Below are 14,982 nucleotides of genomic sequence, written 5' to 3'. Positions count from 1 at the left end.
TGGCGTCGTCCCGGACGAAGCGTCAGCGGAGATCCGGGACCGGTGAGGCACCGTTTCTCGGGGGGGGGACGGGCTCGTGGCTCTCCGATACCGGGTCGCGCTATCGCTTGCCCGGTACGACGCCGGGGCGTTCTTGCGACGGCAACGGCACCCTCAGCCGTCATGCCGCACTTGAAACGGGAGCCATTCGGTCCCGGAACGGCCGCGAGGGCGCGCCGGTGTATGCCGCTTGCCCGGGGATACTTTCCACCGATACGGGTGCCAATGAGCCCCGCTCGCGCCGGCGCTTGGCCGGGGTGTCTTCCGTGGGGCGGATTCCGAGTGCAGAAAATCGTTCGTCGGCGTTCCTCAGCACGCAGCCCCGCACGCCGCGCTCACCCCTCCCACAATTCGTCATCGATGATCCGGGCGGCCTCCAGGCCGCTCAGGTAGGCCCCGTGCGCCGTGCCGTGATGGCGAAACGTCGTGTGTTCGCCGGCAAGGAGCAGAGTCTTTTCAATGGGCTCCGCGAGCGTGTTGAAGTCGTGCGGTTGCGCACCGACCGCCGCGAAGGAATAGGCGCCGCGCGCGAAGGGATCTCGCGACCAGCGGGTGATGCGGTGTGCGACCGGATCGGGCACCTTCGGGCCGAACATGCGCCGCACCGCCGCCATGGCATCATCGACGATTGCCGAATCGTCCAGGCGTTCGATCTCGGCCGCCGCCGCGCCGACACTCACGCCGAGCAGGGCGTTCACCGGCGAAAACGTCCGGTAGTTCAGGAAATAGGGCCAGCGGCTCATCTGCGCGGACATCTGGCCGAAATACTGCACGTCCTCCGGCCAATGGGCCCGCTCGAACCGCAGTCCGATCTTGGTGACATTGCCCATGCCGAGGCGTGCGAGAGCTGCCGTCCGCTCGTGCGGCAGCGGCGGGTCGAAGCGGATTGCGCTCGCTTGCAGGACGCCGAGCGGCGCGGTGCAGACGACGAAGGCGGCGTCGAACGTCTTGCCGCCGGCGTGAACCCGCGCGCCGTCGCCGTCCTCGTATGCCACCGCTGTGACCTCGTGAGAGAGCCGAATGTCGAGGTCCCGGGCGAGCAGCGCGGGGATACGGTCGAACCCGTCGAGCAGGATCACATCGCGGCCCGGAAAGGCCGCGTCCTCGTCGAACCAGGAAGCGGAAAGCCGGTCGAGCGGCCCGCCGGTGTCGAACTCCGTATAGGCCGAGAGCATCCAGGCGAGCAGCGGATCGGCGCGTGCCTGCGGATCGAGCCGGTCGATGGCCTCGGCAAGCGAGAGGTCGGCGTCGACGGTCGCGTCGATGCGCTCCGCAAGGCGCGCGAGCCGGTCCTGTCCGGCGAACACCGCCGCGCGCGGCACCGCGCGCCCCGTGAGGTCGTGGACGGCGAAACTGTCGTCGTCGGTCACGAAGGGCCGTGTTCCGGCTTTGCGGGCCAGCGCGCTCAGCGGATTGCCGTCGGGGCCGTGGATCCAGCCCGCGCCATCCTCGAAGGGCGCGCCGAGTGAGCGGTCCGTGTGAATGCGCCCGCCGATCCGCGCGCGCGCCTCCAGCACGATCACCTCGTAGCCGAGATCGACGAGACGGCGCGCGGCGGCAAGGCCGGCGAGCCCCGCTCCGATCACCACGACATCGACATCGGCCGCCGGCGTTTGCCCCCGCGCCGACCCATATGCCGAGGGGGTGAGCAGGGGCGCTGTCAGGGCCAGCGCCGCGCTGCCGCCTACAAACGCGCGGCGGCTCGGGCGGGGCTTGCGTCTTCGCGTCATGCGGGCTGTCTCCCGAAGCGGCGGGTGTGGCGCGCGCGCGTTAACGCAACGGGAACCACGTCGCTTAGCCGATGATTCAAGTCTCGTCCCTATCGTGTTGCCGGACAACGGCTTTGCAGGGCGGACGGACGACCATCGCATGAGCAGCATCGCATGAGCAGCATCCCCGGCGCCGCCGGCCGCATCGCGGCGGGAGTGTATCTCATTTGCGCGGCGGTGCTCGTCGCCTTCGCGCTGTCGGGCGCCTATCTGCTGGCGGTGGCCGGCGGGATCGCCGATGCCGCGCGCGGCGCCGACGAACGCGACCTGGTGCGCAACGAGATCGCCCGGCAGGTGGAACTGCTCGCGCACGACCAGTCGCAGATCTCGCATTGGGACGAGACCGTGCGCGCGCTCGCCGACCGAATCGACTGGGACTTCGTGCGGCGCGAGATCGCCGACTGGCTATGGACCGACTTCGGCATTCAGACCACGCTGATCGTCGCGCCGGACGGAACGCCGCGCGTGACGATCTTCGAGGAAGAGATCCTGGCGGCCCACGAGGGCAGGGCGCTCGCCCTCGCAATGTCGGATCTCATCGGCGCGGCGCGGGCGAACTACATGCGCCACCGGCGGGCGACGGATGGCGGCTATCATCTGCCGCAGCATCCGGTGCGCTCGGAGATCCCGATTTACGAGCATGATTTCCGCATGGTCGACGGCGGGCTCGCCCTGGTCGTGGCGCAGGCGGTCGTTCCCGACGACACGGCGACCCTGCCCGACGGGCCGCCGCAGGTGCTGCTGACCGTAAAGCCGCTCGAGGCGGGGACGCTCATCGCAATCGGGGAAAAGCTCGGCCTCGGCGCCTTTCGCATCGCGCCGGCCTCGGCCGCGCTGGAGGGGGACAACCGGCTGGCCGTCGGCAGGGGGGCGACCCGCGACCGGCTGGATGCCATCTGGACGCCGACGCGTCCCTCGCAGGGCATCTGGGCGCGGTCGCTGCCGGTGCTCGTCGCCGTGCTTCTGGCGGGGGCGGCCGCACTGGCGCTCGTCGGCATCCGCTATGCGCAAAGCGTGGCCCGCGTGGAGGAAAGCGAGGCGCGCAACCGCTTTCTCGCCTATCATGATGCGCTGACGGGGCTGGCCAACCGCCTGCGCTTCGATCGGGAACTGGAGGCGATCGCCGAGGCCGGCGATCACGCCCGCTGCGCCGTGCTGTGCCTCGATCTCGACCGCTTCAAGGCGGTGAACGACACCCATGGACATCCGGCGGGCGATGCGGTCATTCGCACGGTCGCGGAGCGGATTTCCGCCTGCGTGGGGCCGCGCGGGCTGGTCGCGCGCATCGGTGGCGACGAGTTCATCCTGCTGCTGCGCAGCGATCTCGACCGCGACAGCGTGATGCTCCTGTGCGATTCAATCATCGAGAGCGTCGGCCGCGAGATCGCCTTCGAGGGCGGAACGGCGCGCGTCGGCGCGAGCATCGGCGTTGCCTGGTGGCCGGACGACGCGCGCACCGCCAAGACCATCATCCGCAGCGCCGACGAAGCGCTCTACCGCGCCAAGGAAGCGGGGAGGGGGCGGGCGTTTCTGGCGCGTGAGGCCCGCGCGGCGTGAGCGGGGACTCGCCGCGGAAATGGGAGCGGTTCGGCAAGGGTGATCGTTGGATTCGGCGACCGAGTCCCTCTATCTCCAGACTCAACGTGATTCTCGCACTGAACGCATGATTTCACCCAAATCCGATCGTATCGTCGGAAGCATGACCAAGCGTTTTGTTGCGGAAAGTCGTTGCAATTCCTCTGTTGGACGAACATCTTGACTGTCGTCTGTGGATTGCGGTGAAAGCACTGTTTGAAGACATCGCCGATGGGTGCAACAGGCGAAACTGAGGGCCGGCTCAATGACTCTGATGAAAAGTGCTTCGGCGAACGATACGTCCGTGTCCACGACCGATCCGAAGATCAGCGCTCGCGAGGCCGCCCTGCGCAAGCAGAAGGGCGGTCATCGTCGACCGTCGATGGAAGAGATCGCCGAGGATACCAGCGTTCGATTTGCCGAGACCATCAAGCGTCTCGGAGACTAGAGCATTTCTCGTGAATGCTGAATCACTCGAAATGCTCTACGTTTCTGTATTTGCGCAATTTCGCGAGCGCAAAAGTCTCCAACTTTTGCTGAAATTGCTCTAGGCATGCTGGAGCCTGAATGGCTCTCGATCGGTGACATCGAGGTTCTCTGCAAGCGGATCCAGATCGGATCGCCCGCGCACCAGATTATCCTTGTGGCCAACAAGCAGGGAACGCTGGAAAGCGCCCTCGACGCCCCGCGCAACATGTTCACCTACGGCGAGGATGACCTGACCGTTCTCGCCGCGCGCTATGCCTATGGCATCGCAAAAGGGCATGTCCTGATCGATGGCAACAAGCGTCTGGCGTTTCACGCAATGGTCGCGTTCCTGCGCATCAACGATCTGGTGCTGATAGAGCCCTATCCCGAATTCTACGCCGGGCAGATCGAAGCTTTGGTGCGCGACGACATCGATACGGTCGATCTGGCGCGGGAACTCGCCCGCTGCGTTGAACTCGCGCCGGAAGACGCCGTCTGACACATCAGCTCGGCATCATGGAACCGGAGTTCCCGGGTCACAGGATCAGTCGCGGGCAGTCTTGAACCCTACCTGCAAAGGCAAGACCCGACGTGTTGCCCTCAGGGTTCTCTCGGCCACCTGTACGCGCCGCGTGCAAATGGGAGATCCGAGACACCCGGTGAGCCCGCATCACCCCGCCAGATTGCGCGCGCCGTCGAGGATCAGGCGCGTGGCGATGTCGGCGTAGGCCTCGCGGCTGACGGGACCGCCCTCGCGGAACCACAGGTAGTGCCAGTTCACCATGCCGAAGAGGCTCATGGTGACGGGTTTCAACAAATGTGATCCGTTCGCCAACGCCGGAACGGCTTCCTGCAGGGCGCCGGCGAAGTGGCGTACCAGCACGCGTTCGCGCGCCTTCAGCTCCTCCTGCTCGGCCTCGGGCAGGCGCTTCATCTCGTTGATCTGGATCTTGTGTTCGGCGTTGGCGTCGCGATAGGCCTCGAGCAGCGCGGCCACATAGGCGCGCAGCCTGTCCTCGCCGCGCATGTCCGGGGCGCCCGCGTCCTCCACCGCCTCGATCAGCTCGTCCAGGTGATCGCGGATGATGTCGAACAGCAGCGCGTCCTTGTTGGCGTAATAATGGTAGAGCAGCGCCTTGGAGACGCCGCACCCCTGCGCGATCTGGTTCATCGAGGCGCGGTCGAAGCCGTGCTCGGCAAAGAGCCGCGCCGAGGTCTTCAGGATCGCCTTGCGCTTCTCGTCGTAATCGTCCGCGCGCGGCCGCGCCATGGTCGTCTCCATGCAGTGTGGGGCCGGGGCGCGGGCGCCGCGCCCCGGCGAGATGTCGGCAGTCCGGCGACGCCGGTCGGCGGCCCTTTTAACCGGCCGGGCGGTCGGCGAAAACCGGTTTTCCGGTTTTTTCCCGACGTCACATGCCGGCGTCGGGCGGGCGCGTCAGTCCTTCGGCCGGTTGTCGACCACGCGCTTCGCCTTGCCGGCGGAGCGTTCCAGCGTGTGCGGATCGCCGACGTGAATGCGCGCGCTGACCCCGATCACGTTCTTCAGGTGGGCGCGCAATTCGGCGGCCGCCGAGGCGCGATGCGCGTCGTCGGCGTGGGACTCCAGCGCTTCCACATGGACGGTCATCTCGTCCATGCGCCCCGAGCGGGTGAGTTCCACCTGATAGTGCGGCGACAGGCCCTCGACGCGGAAAAGCTGTTCCTCGATCTGCGTCGGGAAGACGTTGACGCCGCGCACGATCATCATGTCGTCGGAGCGGCCGGTGACCTTTTCCATGCGGCGCATGGTGCGCGCCGTGCCCGGCAGCAGGCGCGTCAGATCGCGGGTGCGGTAGCGGATGACCGGCATCGCTTCCTTGGTGAGCGAGGTGAAGACCAGTTCGCCGATTTCGCCGTCCGGCAGCACCTCGCCGGTCTGCGGGTCGATGATCTCGGGATAGAAGTGGTCCTCCCAGATGTGCAGGCCGTCCTTGGTTTCCACGCATTCGTTGGCGACACCCGGGCCCATGACCTCCGACAGGCCGTAGATGTCGACGGCGTGCATGTCGAAAGCCTCCTCGATCTCCTCGCGCATGGCGTTGGTCCAGGGCTCGGCGCCGAACACGCCGAGCTTCAGCGAGGACTTGCGCGGATCGAGGCCGCGCGCCTTGTACTCGTCGAGGATCGCCAGCATGTAGGAGGGCGTCACCATGATGACGTCCGGCCTGAAGTCCTCCATCAGCGTCACCTGGCGCTCGGTCATGCCGCCGGAGATCGGCACCACGGTCAGCCCCAGTTCCTCCGCGCCGTAATGCGCGCCGAGCCCGCCGGTGAAGAGCCCGTAGCCATAGGCGACGTGGCAGATCATGCCGGGACGCGCGCCCGACGCGCGCAGCGAGCGGGCGACGATGGTCGACCAGGTCTTGATGTCCTTCCTGGTGTAGCCGACGACGGTGGGCTTGCCGGTCGTGCCGGAGGAGGCGTGCACGCGCACCACCTGCTCACGCGGCACCGCGTACATCCCGAAGGGATAATTGTCGCGCAGCGTCTGCTTGGCCGTGAAGGGGAACTTCGCCAGATCCGCCAGCGTTTTCAGATCGTCCGGGTGCACGCCGGCCTCGTCGAAGCTCCGGCGGTAGTGCGCGACGTTGTCATAGGCGTGGCGCAGCGACCACTTCAGCCGCTCCAGCTGAAGTGCCGCGATCTCGTCGCGCGAGGCGGTCTCGATGGGGTCCAGATCGCCGGGCTTGGGGGCGAGGTCGAGCATGAGTTCCTCCCAGAACGGGCGCCTGCCGGTCTTGGCGGGGCAGGGCCATATATTGAGTGCCGTGCGGGACCGGAGCGGTCCTGCGAAGAAACGGGCGACCGGCCTCCCGGTCCGGTCGCGGGATAGAGGCGACGCGTGCGTCGCCCGGTCACTCCGCGGTTTCGGGTATCAGCGTGCCGCGAATGGTGCGCGAGTTGCCGCGAAACTCGGCGATCACCTCGCCGGCCGGGTTGGTCACGGTGACGTCGGTGATGCCGGAGCGGCCCTCGCGCCAGCGCTCCTGGGCCGTTGCCGTCAACCGCTCGCCGAGCCGGCCGGGCTTCAGGTAGGAGACCGCGCAATGGCTCGCGACGGTCGCCTGGTTGTGGCTGTTGCAGGCGAAGGCGAAGGCGCTGTCGGCGAGGGAAAAGACGAAGCCGCCATGACAGATGCCGTGGCCGTTCACCATGTCTTCGCGCACGGTCATCGCCAGCACGGCCCGCCCGGGGCCGACCTCGACGATCTCCATGCCGAGGCCCTGGCTCGCCTTGTCATCGGCCCACATGGCGTCGGCGCAGGCGCGCGCGAGCGCCTCCTTGCTCAGCCCCTCGGCCGTCACGGGCGCGCTCATGCGTTTTCTCCCGCCGCGTCCTCGCCCTCCGGCGGACGGCCCGTGAAGACGGGCGCGCGCTTGGCGAGGAAGGCCGAAACGCCTTCCCGGTAATCCGGCGAGCGGCCCGCGCGGCCCTGCAGGTCGCGTTCCAGATCGAGCTGCGCATCGAGCGTGTTGTCGGTCGCCGCCTCCATCGCCTGCTTGATCAGGCCGAGGCCGAAGGTGGGCGCTTCGGCAAGCTCGCGGGTAAGCTTCAGGGCCTCGTCCATCAGCGCGGCGTCGTCGACCGCCTTCCAGATCATGCCCCAGCTTTCCGCCTGTTCGGCCGGAACCGGGGTCGCGAGCAGGGCAAGCGCCTTGGCGCGGGCAAGGCCGACGAGCTGCGGCAGCGTCCAGGTGCCGCCCGAATCGGGCACCAGCCCGATCTTGGCGAAGGCCTGGATGAACTTGGCGCTCTTGGCGGCCAGCACGATGTCGCAGGCGAGCGCGATGTTGGCGCCGGCGCCGGCGGCAACCCCGTTCACCGCGCAGACGATGGGCTTGGGCAGCGCCTTCATCCGGCGGATCAGCGGATTGTAGTTCGCCTCGATGGTCCGGGTGAGATCGGGCGGACCCGCATCGTCGGAAAAGACCCGGTCGCCGAGATCCTGACCGGCGCAGAAGCCGCGCCCGGCGCCGGTGAGCAGGAGCGCGCGCACATCCGGATCGTTCTCGGCGATGTCGAGCGCGGCGCGCAGCTCCGCGTGCATCGCCTCGTTGAACGAATTGAGCTTGTCCGGCCGGTTCAGCGTCACGATCAGCACGCCGCCCTCGCGCGCGGTCGTCACCGGCGCTTCCGTCTTGTCCTGGGTCAACTGAACCTCCCTGCGTCTGTTGCCCGCATTTTTCGTCCGCATTGTCCGCTCGCAGTGCCGACAGGCGCCGCCCGATCCCTCGCACCACACGCGTTGGCGCTCCCGGTTGGCTGAGGGCCGGTTGCCTGAGGGAAAGTATGGGGCCGTTCCGTCGTCCAATGCGATTTTTCACTTGACTGACCAACCGGTCGGTTAATTATTATGATCGTCAATCGGGCGCTGTCAATCAGGGGCGGCGCAAAGAAACGAACCGGGGGTCGAGGGCGGCAGACCGCTTGCGATCGCCGGGAAGCCGTGGCGCAGGCGAGGCCGGAAACGGCACGAACGCCGGGCAAGAACCGCGAGGGACGCGCGCCGACGACAGGCGCACGGACCCGAACAGCGCGCCGCAAGTGCGCGCGGATACGAACAGCGCGCCAGTGACAGGCGCGGACAAGGGAGACAGGCATGGCCGGCTTTTTCGACAGGCACAAGGACACGCTCGACAAGGCGGTCGCGGCAATCCGCGCGCGCGGTTTCTGGTCGGCCTATCCGGAAATGCCGTCGGGCAAGATCTACGGCGAGACCGCCAAGGCGGACGGCGAGGCCGCGTTTCAGGCGCTGATCGGCAAGCCCTTCGACCTCGATCAGCCGACCACCGGCGGGCGCGTCGGCCACGAGGTCAGCCCCTATGGTCTCGATCTCGCCATTTCCTATCCGCAGGCAACGCCCGACATGCTGGTCGAGGCGGGCACATCCGCGATGGCGGGCTGGGGTGCCGCGACGCCGGAGGAGCGCGTCGGCGTGTGCCTGGAGATCCTGGCGCGCATCAACGCGCAGAGCTTCCTCTTCGCCAACGCCGTGATGCACACCTCCGGTCAGGCCTTCATGATGGCGTTCCAGGCCGGCGGCCCGCATGCGCAGGACCGGGGGCTGGAGGCGGTGGCCTATGCCTTTGACGAGATGCACCGCGTGCCGGCGACCGTGCGCTGGGAAAAGCCGCAGGGGCCGAAGGATCCGATCGTCCTCGACAAGCGCTTCCGCATCATCCCGCGCGGCGTTGCGCTCACCATCGGCTGCGCGACCTTCCCGACGTGGAACACCTATCCGGGTCTGTTCGCGAGCCTTGCGACGGGCAACGCGGTGATCGTCAAGCCGCATCCGGGCGCGATCCTGCCGCTGGCGCTGACTGTCCGGATCGGTCGCGAGGTGCTGGCCGAGGCGGGCTTCGATCCGAACGTGCTGCTGCTTGCCGCCGACGATGCGGACGCGCCGATCACCAAGGAGCTGGTCACGCACCCGGGCGTTGCCATCGTCGATTTCACCGGTTCGCCGGCCTTCGGCCAGTGGGTTCGGGAGAACGCCAGGGACAAGCTCGTCTACACGGAGGAAGCGGGCGTCAACTCCATCGTCGTGACCGGCACGGATTCGCTCAAGGGCATGGCCGGCAACATCGCCTTCTCGCTGTCGCTCTATTCCGGGCAGATGTGCACGGCGCCGCAGAACGTCTATGTGCCGCGCGACGGCATCGAGACCGACGAGGGGCACAAGTCCTTCGACGAGGTGGCGGAGGCCATCAAGATCGCCATGGACAAGCTGCTCGGCGATCCGCAGCGCGCCGCGGGCGTGCTGGGCGCGGTCCAGAATCCGGCGACGATGGAGCGCATCGCGACCTGTCGGACGCTCGGCAGGGTCGTGCGCGACAGCGCGGCGGTCGAGGGCATGGACGGGGCGCGCAGCGCGACGCCGCTGATGCTCGCCGTCGATGCCAAGGACGAGGCGGCCTATCTGGAGGAGCGCTTCGGTCCGATCAGCTTCGTCATCGCCACGGACGGCGTGGAGGACGCCATCGCCCGTGCGGCGACGTCGGCGAAGACGCGGGGCGCGATCACGGCGGCGCTCTATGCGACCGACGAGGCCGTGATCGACAAGGCGGCAGATGCCTTCGCCGAGGCCGGCGTCGGCCTGTCGGTCAATCTGACCGGCGGTGTGTTCGTCAATCAGAACGCCGCCTTCTCCGACTACCACGTGACCGGAGCGAACCCGGCCGGCAACGCCTGTCTGTGCGACAGCGCGTTCGTCGCCAATCGCTTCCGCGTTGCGACGGTGCGCCGGCCGGCCGCGGCGTGACGCCCCTGCGGCGGACGTGAGGCCGGAACTTTTTGAAAAACCTGGGAGGAAATCAATGACTGACTTCATGAAACGCTTTGGGAGAGCCGCGCTCATGGCGGGCGCGGCGCTCTTCGCCACCAGCGCGATGGCGGAGGACACGATCAAGATCGGCGCGTCGCTCGCGGTGACCGGTCCGGCGTCCTTCCTCGGCGATCCCGAGGCGAAGACGCTGGAACTCTACGTCGAGAGGATCAACGAGGCCGGCGGCGTCAACGGCAAGCAGCTCGAGTTGGTGCTCTATGACGACGGCGGCAACGCCAACAAGGCGCGCACCTTCGCCACCCGCCTCGTGGAGGACGACGGCATCGTGGCGATGGTGGGCGGATCGACCACCGGAACGACGATGGCGATGGTGCCGGTCTTCGAGGACGCCGGCATTCCCTTCATCTCGCTGGCCGGCGCGGTCGTCATCATCGATCCGGTCAAGGAGTATGTCTTCAAGACGCCGCACACCGACCGCATGGCGTGCCAGAAGATCTTCACCGACATGCAGGCGCGCGGCATCTCGAAGGTCGGCATGATCTCGGGCACCGGCGGCTTCGGCAAGTCGATGCGCGACCAGTGTCTCGACGTGGTTGGCGACTTCGGGATCGAGATCGTCGCCGACGAGACCTACGGCCCCAAGGATTCCGACATGACCCCGCAGCTGACCAACATCAAGGCGGCCGAGGGGCTTCAGGCGGTGATCAATCCCGGCTTCGGGCAGGGTCCGGCCATCGTCACCCGCAACTTCCAGCAGCTCGGCTTCGACGTGCCGCTCTACCAGAGCCATGGCGTGGCGTCCAAGTCGTTCATCGATCTGGCCGGCGACGCTGCCGAAGGCGTGCGCCTGCCCGCGTCCGCGCTGCTCGTCGCCGACAAGCTGCCCGACGACGATCCCCAGAAGCAGGTCGTGGTCGACTACAAGACCGCCTATGAGGAAGCCACCGGCCAGCCGGTCTCGACCTTCGGCGGGCACGCCTACGACGGGCTGATGATTCTGGTCGAGGCGATGGAGCGCGCCGGCTCGGAAGACCCGTCCGCGATCCGCGACGAGATCGAGAAGACCGCCGGCTTCATGGGCACCGCCGGTGTCGTCAACATGTCCGCCGACGATCATCTCGGCCTCGACCTGACGGCCTTCCGGATGCTCGAGATCAAGAACGGCGACTGGACGATCGTCGAATAAGTCTCCCGACGGAGCCCCCGCGGCGGTTTAGGGCCGGCGCGGGGGCGGCCCCACCGGCCGGCGGCGGACCGCCGGTCCCCGCAGGTGCGGTCGCTGCCTCGGCAGGCGATCTCCGCCACGCGGGCAGGGCCCTTGAGGACGCGTTCAATCCATCCCTTTCACGCGCGCGGGTCCGTGGGGCCCGCCCGTGGACGACGTTGCGGCGGAGCCCATGCCAGAACTCTTGCAATTCTGTGTCTCCGGACTGACCGTCGGCGCGGTCTACGCGCTGGTCGCGCTCGGTTTCACCATCATCTACAACGCCTCCGACGTGGTGAATTTCGCGCAGGGCGAATTCGTCATGATCGGCGGCATGGCCACCGTGTTCCTGACGGCGGCGGGGATCGCCCTGCCGCTGGCCGCGCTGCTCGCCATCGTCGCGGCGATGGCCATCGGGCTCGCGCTGCACCGCTTCGCCATCGAGCCGGCGCGCGGAGCCTCCGCCGTGACGCTGATCATCATCACCATCGGCGCCTCGATCTTCCTGCGCGGGCTCGCCCAGGTGGTGTTCGACAAGCAGTTCCATTCGCTGCCCGCCTTTTCCGGCGACGAGCCGGTGCGCTTCGGCGGCGCGGCGATCCTGCCGCAGAGCTTCTGGGTGCTGGCGGGCGCGGGCGTGATCGTGCTTGCCCTGTGGGCCTTCTTCAACCGCACGCTGCTCGGCAAGGCGGTGCTGGCGACCGCCGCCAACCGGCTCGCCGCGCGGCTGGTGGGCATCAACACCTCCTTCGTCGTCGGCTTTTCCTTCGTCGTCTCGGCCGGCATCGGCGCGGTGGCGGGCATCCTCGTCACGCCGATCACCCTGACCAGCTACGACATCGGCACGCTGCTCGCGCTCAAGGGCTTCGCGGCGGCCATGCTCGGCGGCATGGGCAATCCGCTCGGCGCCATCGTCGGCGGGCTGGCCGTCGGCCTTCTGGAGGCGCTGGGCGCGGGCTATATCTCGTCCACCTACAAGGATGCGATCGCCTTCATCGTCATTCTCGGCGTTCTCTTCGTCCTGCCGGGCGGTCTGTTCGGCAAGGCCAGCGTGGAGCGCGTGTGATGATGAGCCGTCTCCTGTCCCATCGTCTCGCCGTGCCCGCCGGCGTCGCGCTGCTCGTCGTGGCGCTCTCCTTCGTGCTGCCTTCGAGCTTCTACCTGCGCGTCGCGGCGCTCGTGTGGATCTCCGCGCTTGCCGTGATCGGGCTCAACCTGCTGATGGGCTTCGCCGGTCAGGTGAGCCTCGGTCACGCGGGCTTCTTCGGGCTCGGGGCCTATGCGGTCGCCGTCCTGCCGGCGCAATTCGGCCTGCATCCCCTGCTGGCGGTGGTCGCGGGCGCGGCGATCTGCGGCGGCATCGCCTTTCTGGTCGGCCGCCCGATCCTCAAGCTCAAGGGGCATTACCTCGCCGTGGCGACGCTCGGCTTCGGCATCCTGATCGCCATGGCGATCTCCAACGAGGCCTGGCTCACCGGCGGTCCCGACGGCATGCCGGTGTCGCGGCTGACGCTGTTCGGCTGGCGCGCGCGCGGCGCCGACACCTGGTACTGGATCACCGGCGGTCTGCTGGTGGTCGGCGCGTGGATCGCCGTCAACCTCGTCGCGAGCCCCACGGGCCGCGCGCTCCGGGCGCTGCACGATTCGGAAGTTGCCGCGCGCGTCGCCGGCATCGACGTCGCCCGCTACAAGGTGAAGGTCTTCGTCATCTCCGCCGTCTATGCCTCGGTCGCCGGCTCCGCGCTGGCGCTGGTCAACGGCTTCATCACGCCGGAGACGGCCGACTTCATGCACTCCATCGAGCTGGTGACCATGGTCGTGCTCGGCGGCATGGGCTCCGTGCTGGGCTCCATCGTGGGGGCCGCGATCCTCATCGTGCTGCCGCAGGTGCTGACCGCCTTCCACGAATACGAGCACCTGCTGCTCGGTCTGATGATGATGGTCATCATGATCGTGTTGCGCTCGGGCATCGTGCCGAGCCTGGCCGCACTCTTTTCCCGGAGGCGCTCATGAGCATTCTTCAGGTCGCGGAGATCGGGATCTCCTTCGGCGGCGTGCGGGCGGTGGACAATGTGTCGTTTTCCGCCGGGACCGGCGAGGTCTTCTCCATCATCGGCCCCAACGGGGCGGGCAAGACCACGCTGTTCAACCTTGTGTCGGGCGTTTACACGCCGAAGGGCGGTCGGGTGCTGCTCGACGGAGCGGAGGTCACCGCGCTCGAGCCCAACCGGCTCGCCGAGCGCGGGCTGTCGCGCACCTTCCAGAACCTTCAGGTGTTCTTCCGCATGACGGCGCGGGAGAACGTCATGGTCGGGCGTCACCTCAAGGAAAGCCGCGGGCTGTTCGCCCATCTCTTCGCGCTGCCCTCCACCCTGCGCCAGAACCGCGAGAGCGAGAGGATCGCCGACGATCTGCTCGCCCGCGTCGGGCTTGCCGATTATGCCGACACGCCGGCCGCCTCCATGCCCTATGGCGCGCTGAAGCGGCTGGAAATCGCCCGCGCGCTTGCCGCCGAGCCCAAGGTCGTGCTGCTCGACGAGCCGGCGGCCGGCTGCAACCCGGTCGAGACGGAGGAGATCGAGGTCCTCATCCGCAAGATCGCCGATGACGGCGTCGCCGTGGTGCTGGTCGAGCATGACATGAAGCTCGTCATGCGCATTTCCGACCGGGTGCTGGTGCTCGATCAGGGTCGGGTGCTCGCCGAAGGGCCGGGCGCGGAGATCCGCACCAACCCAAAGGTGATCGAAGCCTATCTTGGAACGCATGGAACGCGGGAGGCGACCCTTGCCCTCAACTGAAGCTTCCCTTCTGTCCGTGTCGGGTCTCAAGTCCGCCTATGGCCGGATCGAGGCGCTGCACGGGATCGACGTCGAGGTGGCGCCGCGCGAGATCGTCGCGCTCGTCGGCGGCAACGGCGCGGGCAAGACCACGCTGCTGCGCGCCCTGTCGGGCGTGCAGCCGGTGACGGCGGGCGCCATCTCCTTTGAAGGCGCGGACATCACGCGCGCAAGCCCGCACGCGCGGGTGCGCTCCGGGATCGCGCAGGTGCCCGAGGGGCGGCAGATTTTCGCGCCGCTCGCCATCGAGGACAATCTCCGCCTCGGCGCCTATCTGCGCAAGGACAAGGAGATCGCCGAGGATCTTGCGCGCGTCTACGAGCTCTTCCCCGTGCTCAAGGAACGCCGGCGCAATCCCGCCGGCGGGCTTTCGGGCGGCCAGCAGCAGATGCTCGCCATCGGCCGCGCGCTGATGAGCCGGCCGAAGCTGCTCCTGCTCGACGAGCCCTCCATGGGTCTGGCGCCGGTGCTGGTGGATCAGGTGTTCGAGATCGTCGCGCGGCTGCGCGATGCCGATGACGTGACGATCTTCCTGGTCGAGCAGAACGCCTTTGCCGCGCTGTCCATTGCGGATCGCGGCTATGTGATCGAGACCGGCGAGATCGCGATGAGCGGGGCGGGAAAGGACCTGCTCGCCGACGACCGCGTGCGCGAGGCCTATCTCGGCGTGTAGCACATCGGCCTCGCGCCCCTCTGGACCCGACCGGACCGCACCGTCATCATCGCGCGCAATTCCGTCCCCGCGAATCGGGTGCCGCCGAACCC

Annotated in this window: 14 protein-coding genes; 9 read left to right on the top strand and 5 right to left on the bottom strand. The window is 67.9% G+C overall.

Going from position 1 to position 14,982, the window contains the following annotated elements:
• Window positions 1–374 precede the first annotated feature (374 nt).
• Window positions 375–1,769: an FAD-dependent oxidoreductase gene (locus ABL312_RS08370; RefSeq protein ID WP_349360928.1), complete on the bottom strand. Its 1,395-nt coding sequence runs from the start codon at window positions 1,767–1,769 to the stop codon at window positions 375–377.
• A 153-nt stretch (window positions 1,770–1,922) separates the two neighbouring features.
• Here ABL312_RS08370 and ABL312_RS08365 point away from each other — a divergent pair, with 153 nt between their 5' ends.
• From ABL312_RS08365 to ABL312_RS08355, 3 genes are all read left to right on the top strand, one after another.
• The gene (locus ABL312_RS08365; protein ID WP_349360927.1) at window positions 1,923–3,365 is read left to right on the top strand and encodes a diguanylate cyclase domain-containing protein; all 1,443 of its coding nucleotides are present in this window, start codon (window positions 1,923–1,925) and stop codon (window positions 3,363–3,365) included.
• Window positions 3,366–3,687: 322 nt separating this feature from the next.
• Window positions 3,688–3,831, top strand: a complete 144-nt coding sequence (locus ABL312_RS08360; RefSeq protein ID WP_349360926.1) for a hypothetical protein — start codon at window positions 3,688–3,690, stop codon at window positions 3,829–3,831.
• A gap of 105 nt (window positions 3,832–3,936) precedes the next feature.
• Window positions 3,937–4,350 carry a type II toxin-antitoxin system death-on-curing family toxin gene (locus tag ABL312_RS08355; protein ID WP_349360925.1) on the top strand — a complete coding sequence of 138 codons (414 nt, stop codon included), beginning with the start codon at window positions 3,937–3,939 and terminating at the stop codon, window positions 4,348–4,350.
• Between the two features lie 171 nt (window positions 4,351–4,521).
• Here the strand turns inward: ABL312_RS08355 and ABL312_RS08350 are convergent, their stop codons facing one another.
• The 4 genes from ABL312_RS08350 to paaG form a co-directional block, all read right to left on the bottom strand.
• Entirely contained in the window at window positions 4,522–5,121 is a 600-nt protein-coding gene (locus tag ABL312_RS08350; RefSeq protein ID WP_349360924.1) for a TetR/AcrR family transcriptional regulator, read from the bottom strand.
• A 165-nt stretch (window positions 5,122–5,286) separates the two neighbouring features.
• A complete protein-coding gene (paaK, locus tag ABL312_RS08345; protein WP_349360923.1) occupies window positions 5,287–6,597 on the bottom strand; it encodes a phenylacetate--CoA ligase PaaK in 1,311 nt (436 codons plus the stop codon).
• Between the two features lie 148 nt (window positions 6,598–6,745).
• Window positions 6,746–7,207, bottom strand: coding sequence for a hydroxyphenylacetyl-CoA thioesterase PaaI (gene paaI, locus ABL312_RS08340; protein WP_349360922.1), 462 nt, complete (start codon window positions 7,205–7,207; stop codon window positions 6,746–6,748).
• Complete coding sequence (gene paaG, locus ABL312_RS08335) at window positions 7,204–8,043, bottom strand: 2-(1,2-epoxy-1,2-dihydrophenyl)acetyl-CoA isomerase PaaG (protein ID WP_349360921.1); 840 nt, start codon at window positions 8,041–8,043, stop codon at window positions 7,204–7,206. Before paaG ends, paaI begins: the two co-directional genes overlap by 4 nt.
• A gap of 447 nt (window positions 8,044–8,490) precedes the next feature.
• Between paaG and paaN the strand changes: the two genes are divergently transcribed.
• The 6 genes from paaN (at window position 8,491) to ABL312_RS08305 (ending at window position 14,890) form a co-directional block, all read left to right on the top strand.
• Window positions 8,491–10,152, top strand: coding sequence for a phenylacetic acid degradation protein PaaN (gene paaN / locus ABL312_RS08330; RefSeq protein ID WP_349360920.1), 1,662 nt, complete (start codon window positions 8,491–8,493; stop codon window positions 10,150–10,152).
• Window positions 10,153–10,207: 55 nt separating this feature from the next.
• A complete protein-coding gene (locus ABL312_RS08325) occupies window positions 10,208–11,362 on the top strand; it encodes an ABC transporter substrate-binding protein (RefSeq protein WP_374730189.1) in 1,155 nt (384 codons plus the stop codon).
• A gap of 211 nt (window positions 11,363–11,573) precedes the next feature.
• On the top strand, window positions 11,574–12,446 hold the full coding sequence (locus ABL312_RS08320; RefSeq protein WP_349360919.1) for a branched-chain amino acid ABC transporter permease: 873 nt from the start codon (window positions 11,574–11,576) through the stop codon (window positions 12,444–12,446).
• Between the two features lie 2 nt (window positions 12,447–12,448).
• Window positions 12,449–13,393, top strand: coding sequence for a branched-chain amino acid ABC transporter permease (locus tag ABL312_RS08315; RefSeq protein ID WP_349361372.1), 945 nt, complete (start codon window positions 12,449–12,451; stop codon window positions 13,391–13,393).
• Entirely contained in the window at window positions 13,390–14,178 is a 789-nt protein-coding gene (locus ABL312_RS08310; RefSeq protein WP_349360918.1) for an ABC transporter ATP-binding protein, read from the top strand. Before ABL312_RS08315 ends, ABL312_RS08310 begins: the two co-directional genes overlap by 4 nt.
• Window positions 14,165–14,890, top strand: a complete 726-nt coding sequence (locus tag ABL312_RS08305) for an ABC transporter ATP-binding protein (protein WP_374730188.1) — start codon at window positions 14,165–14,167, stop codon at window positions 14,888–14,890. Before ABL312_RS08310 ends, ABL312_RS08305 begins: the two co-directional genes overlap by 14 nt.
• Window positions 14,891–14,982: the final 92 nt, after the last annotated feature.

This window comes from Stappia sp. (assembly GCF_040110915.1).
In the GTDB taxonomy this organism is placed as follows: domain Bacteria; phylum Pseudomonadota; class Alphaproteobacteria; order Rhizobiales; family Stappiaceae; genus Stappia.
This window is presented reverse-complemented; position numbering and strand designations above follow the sequence as displayed.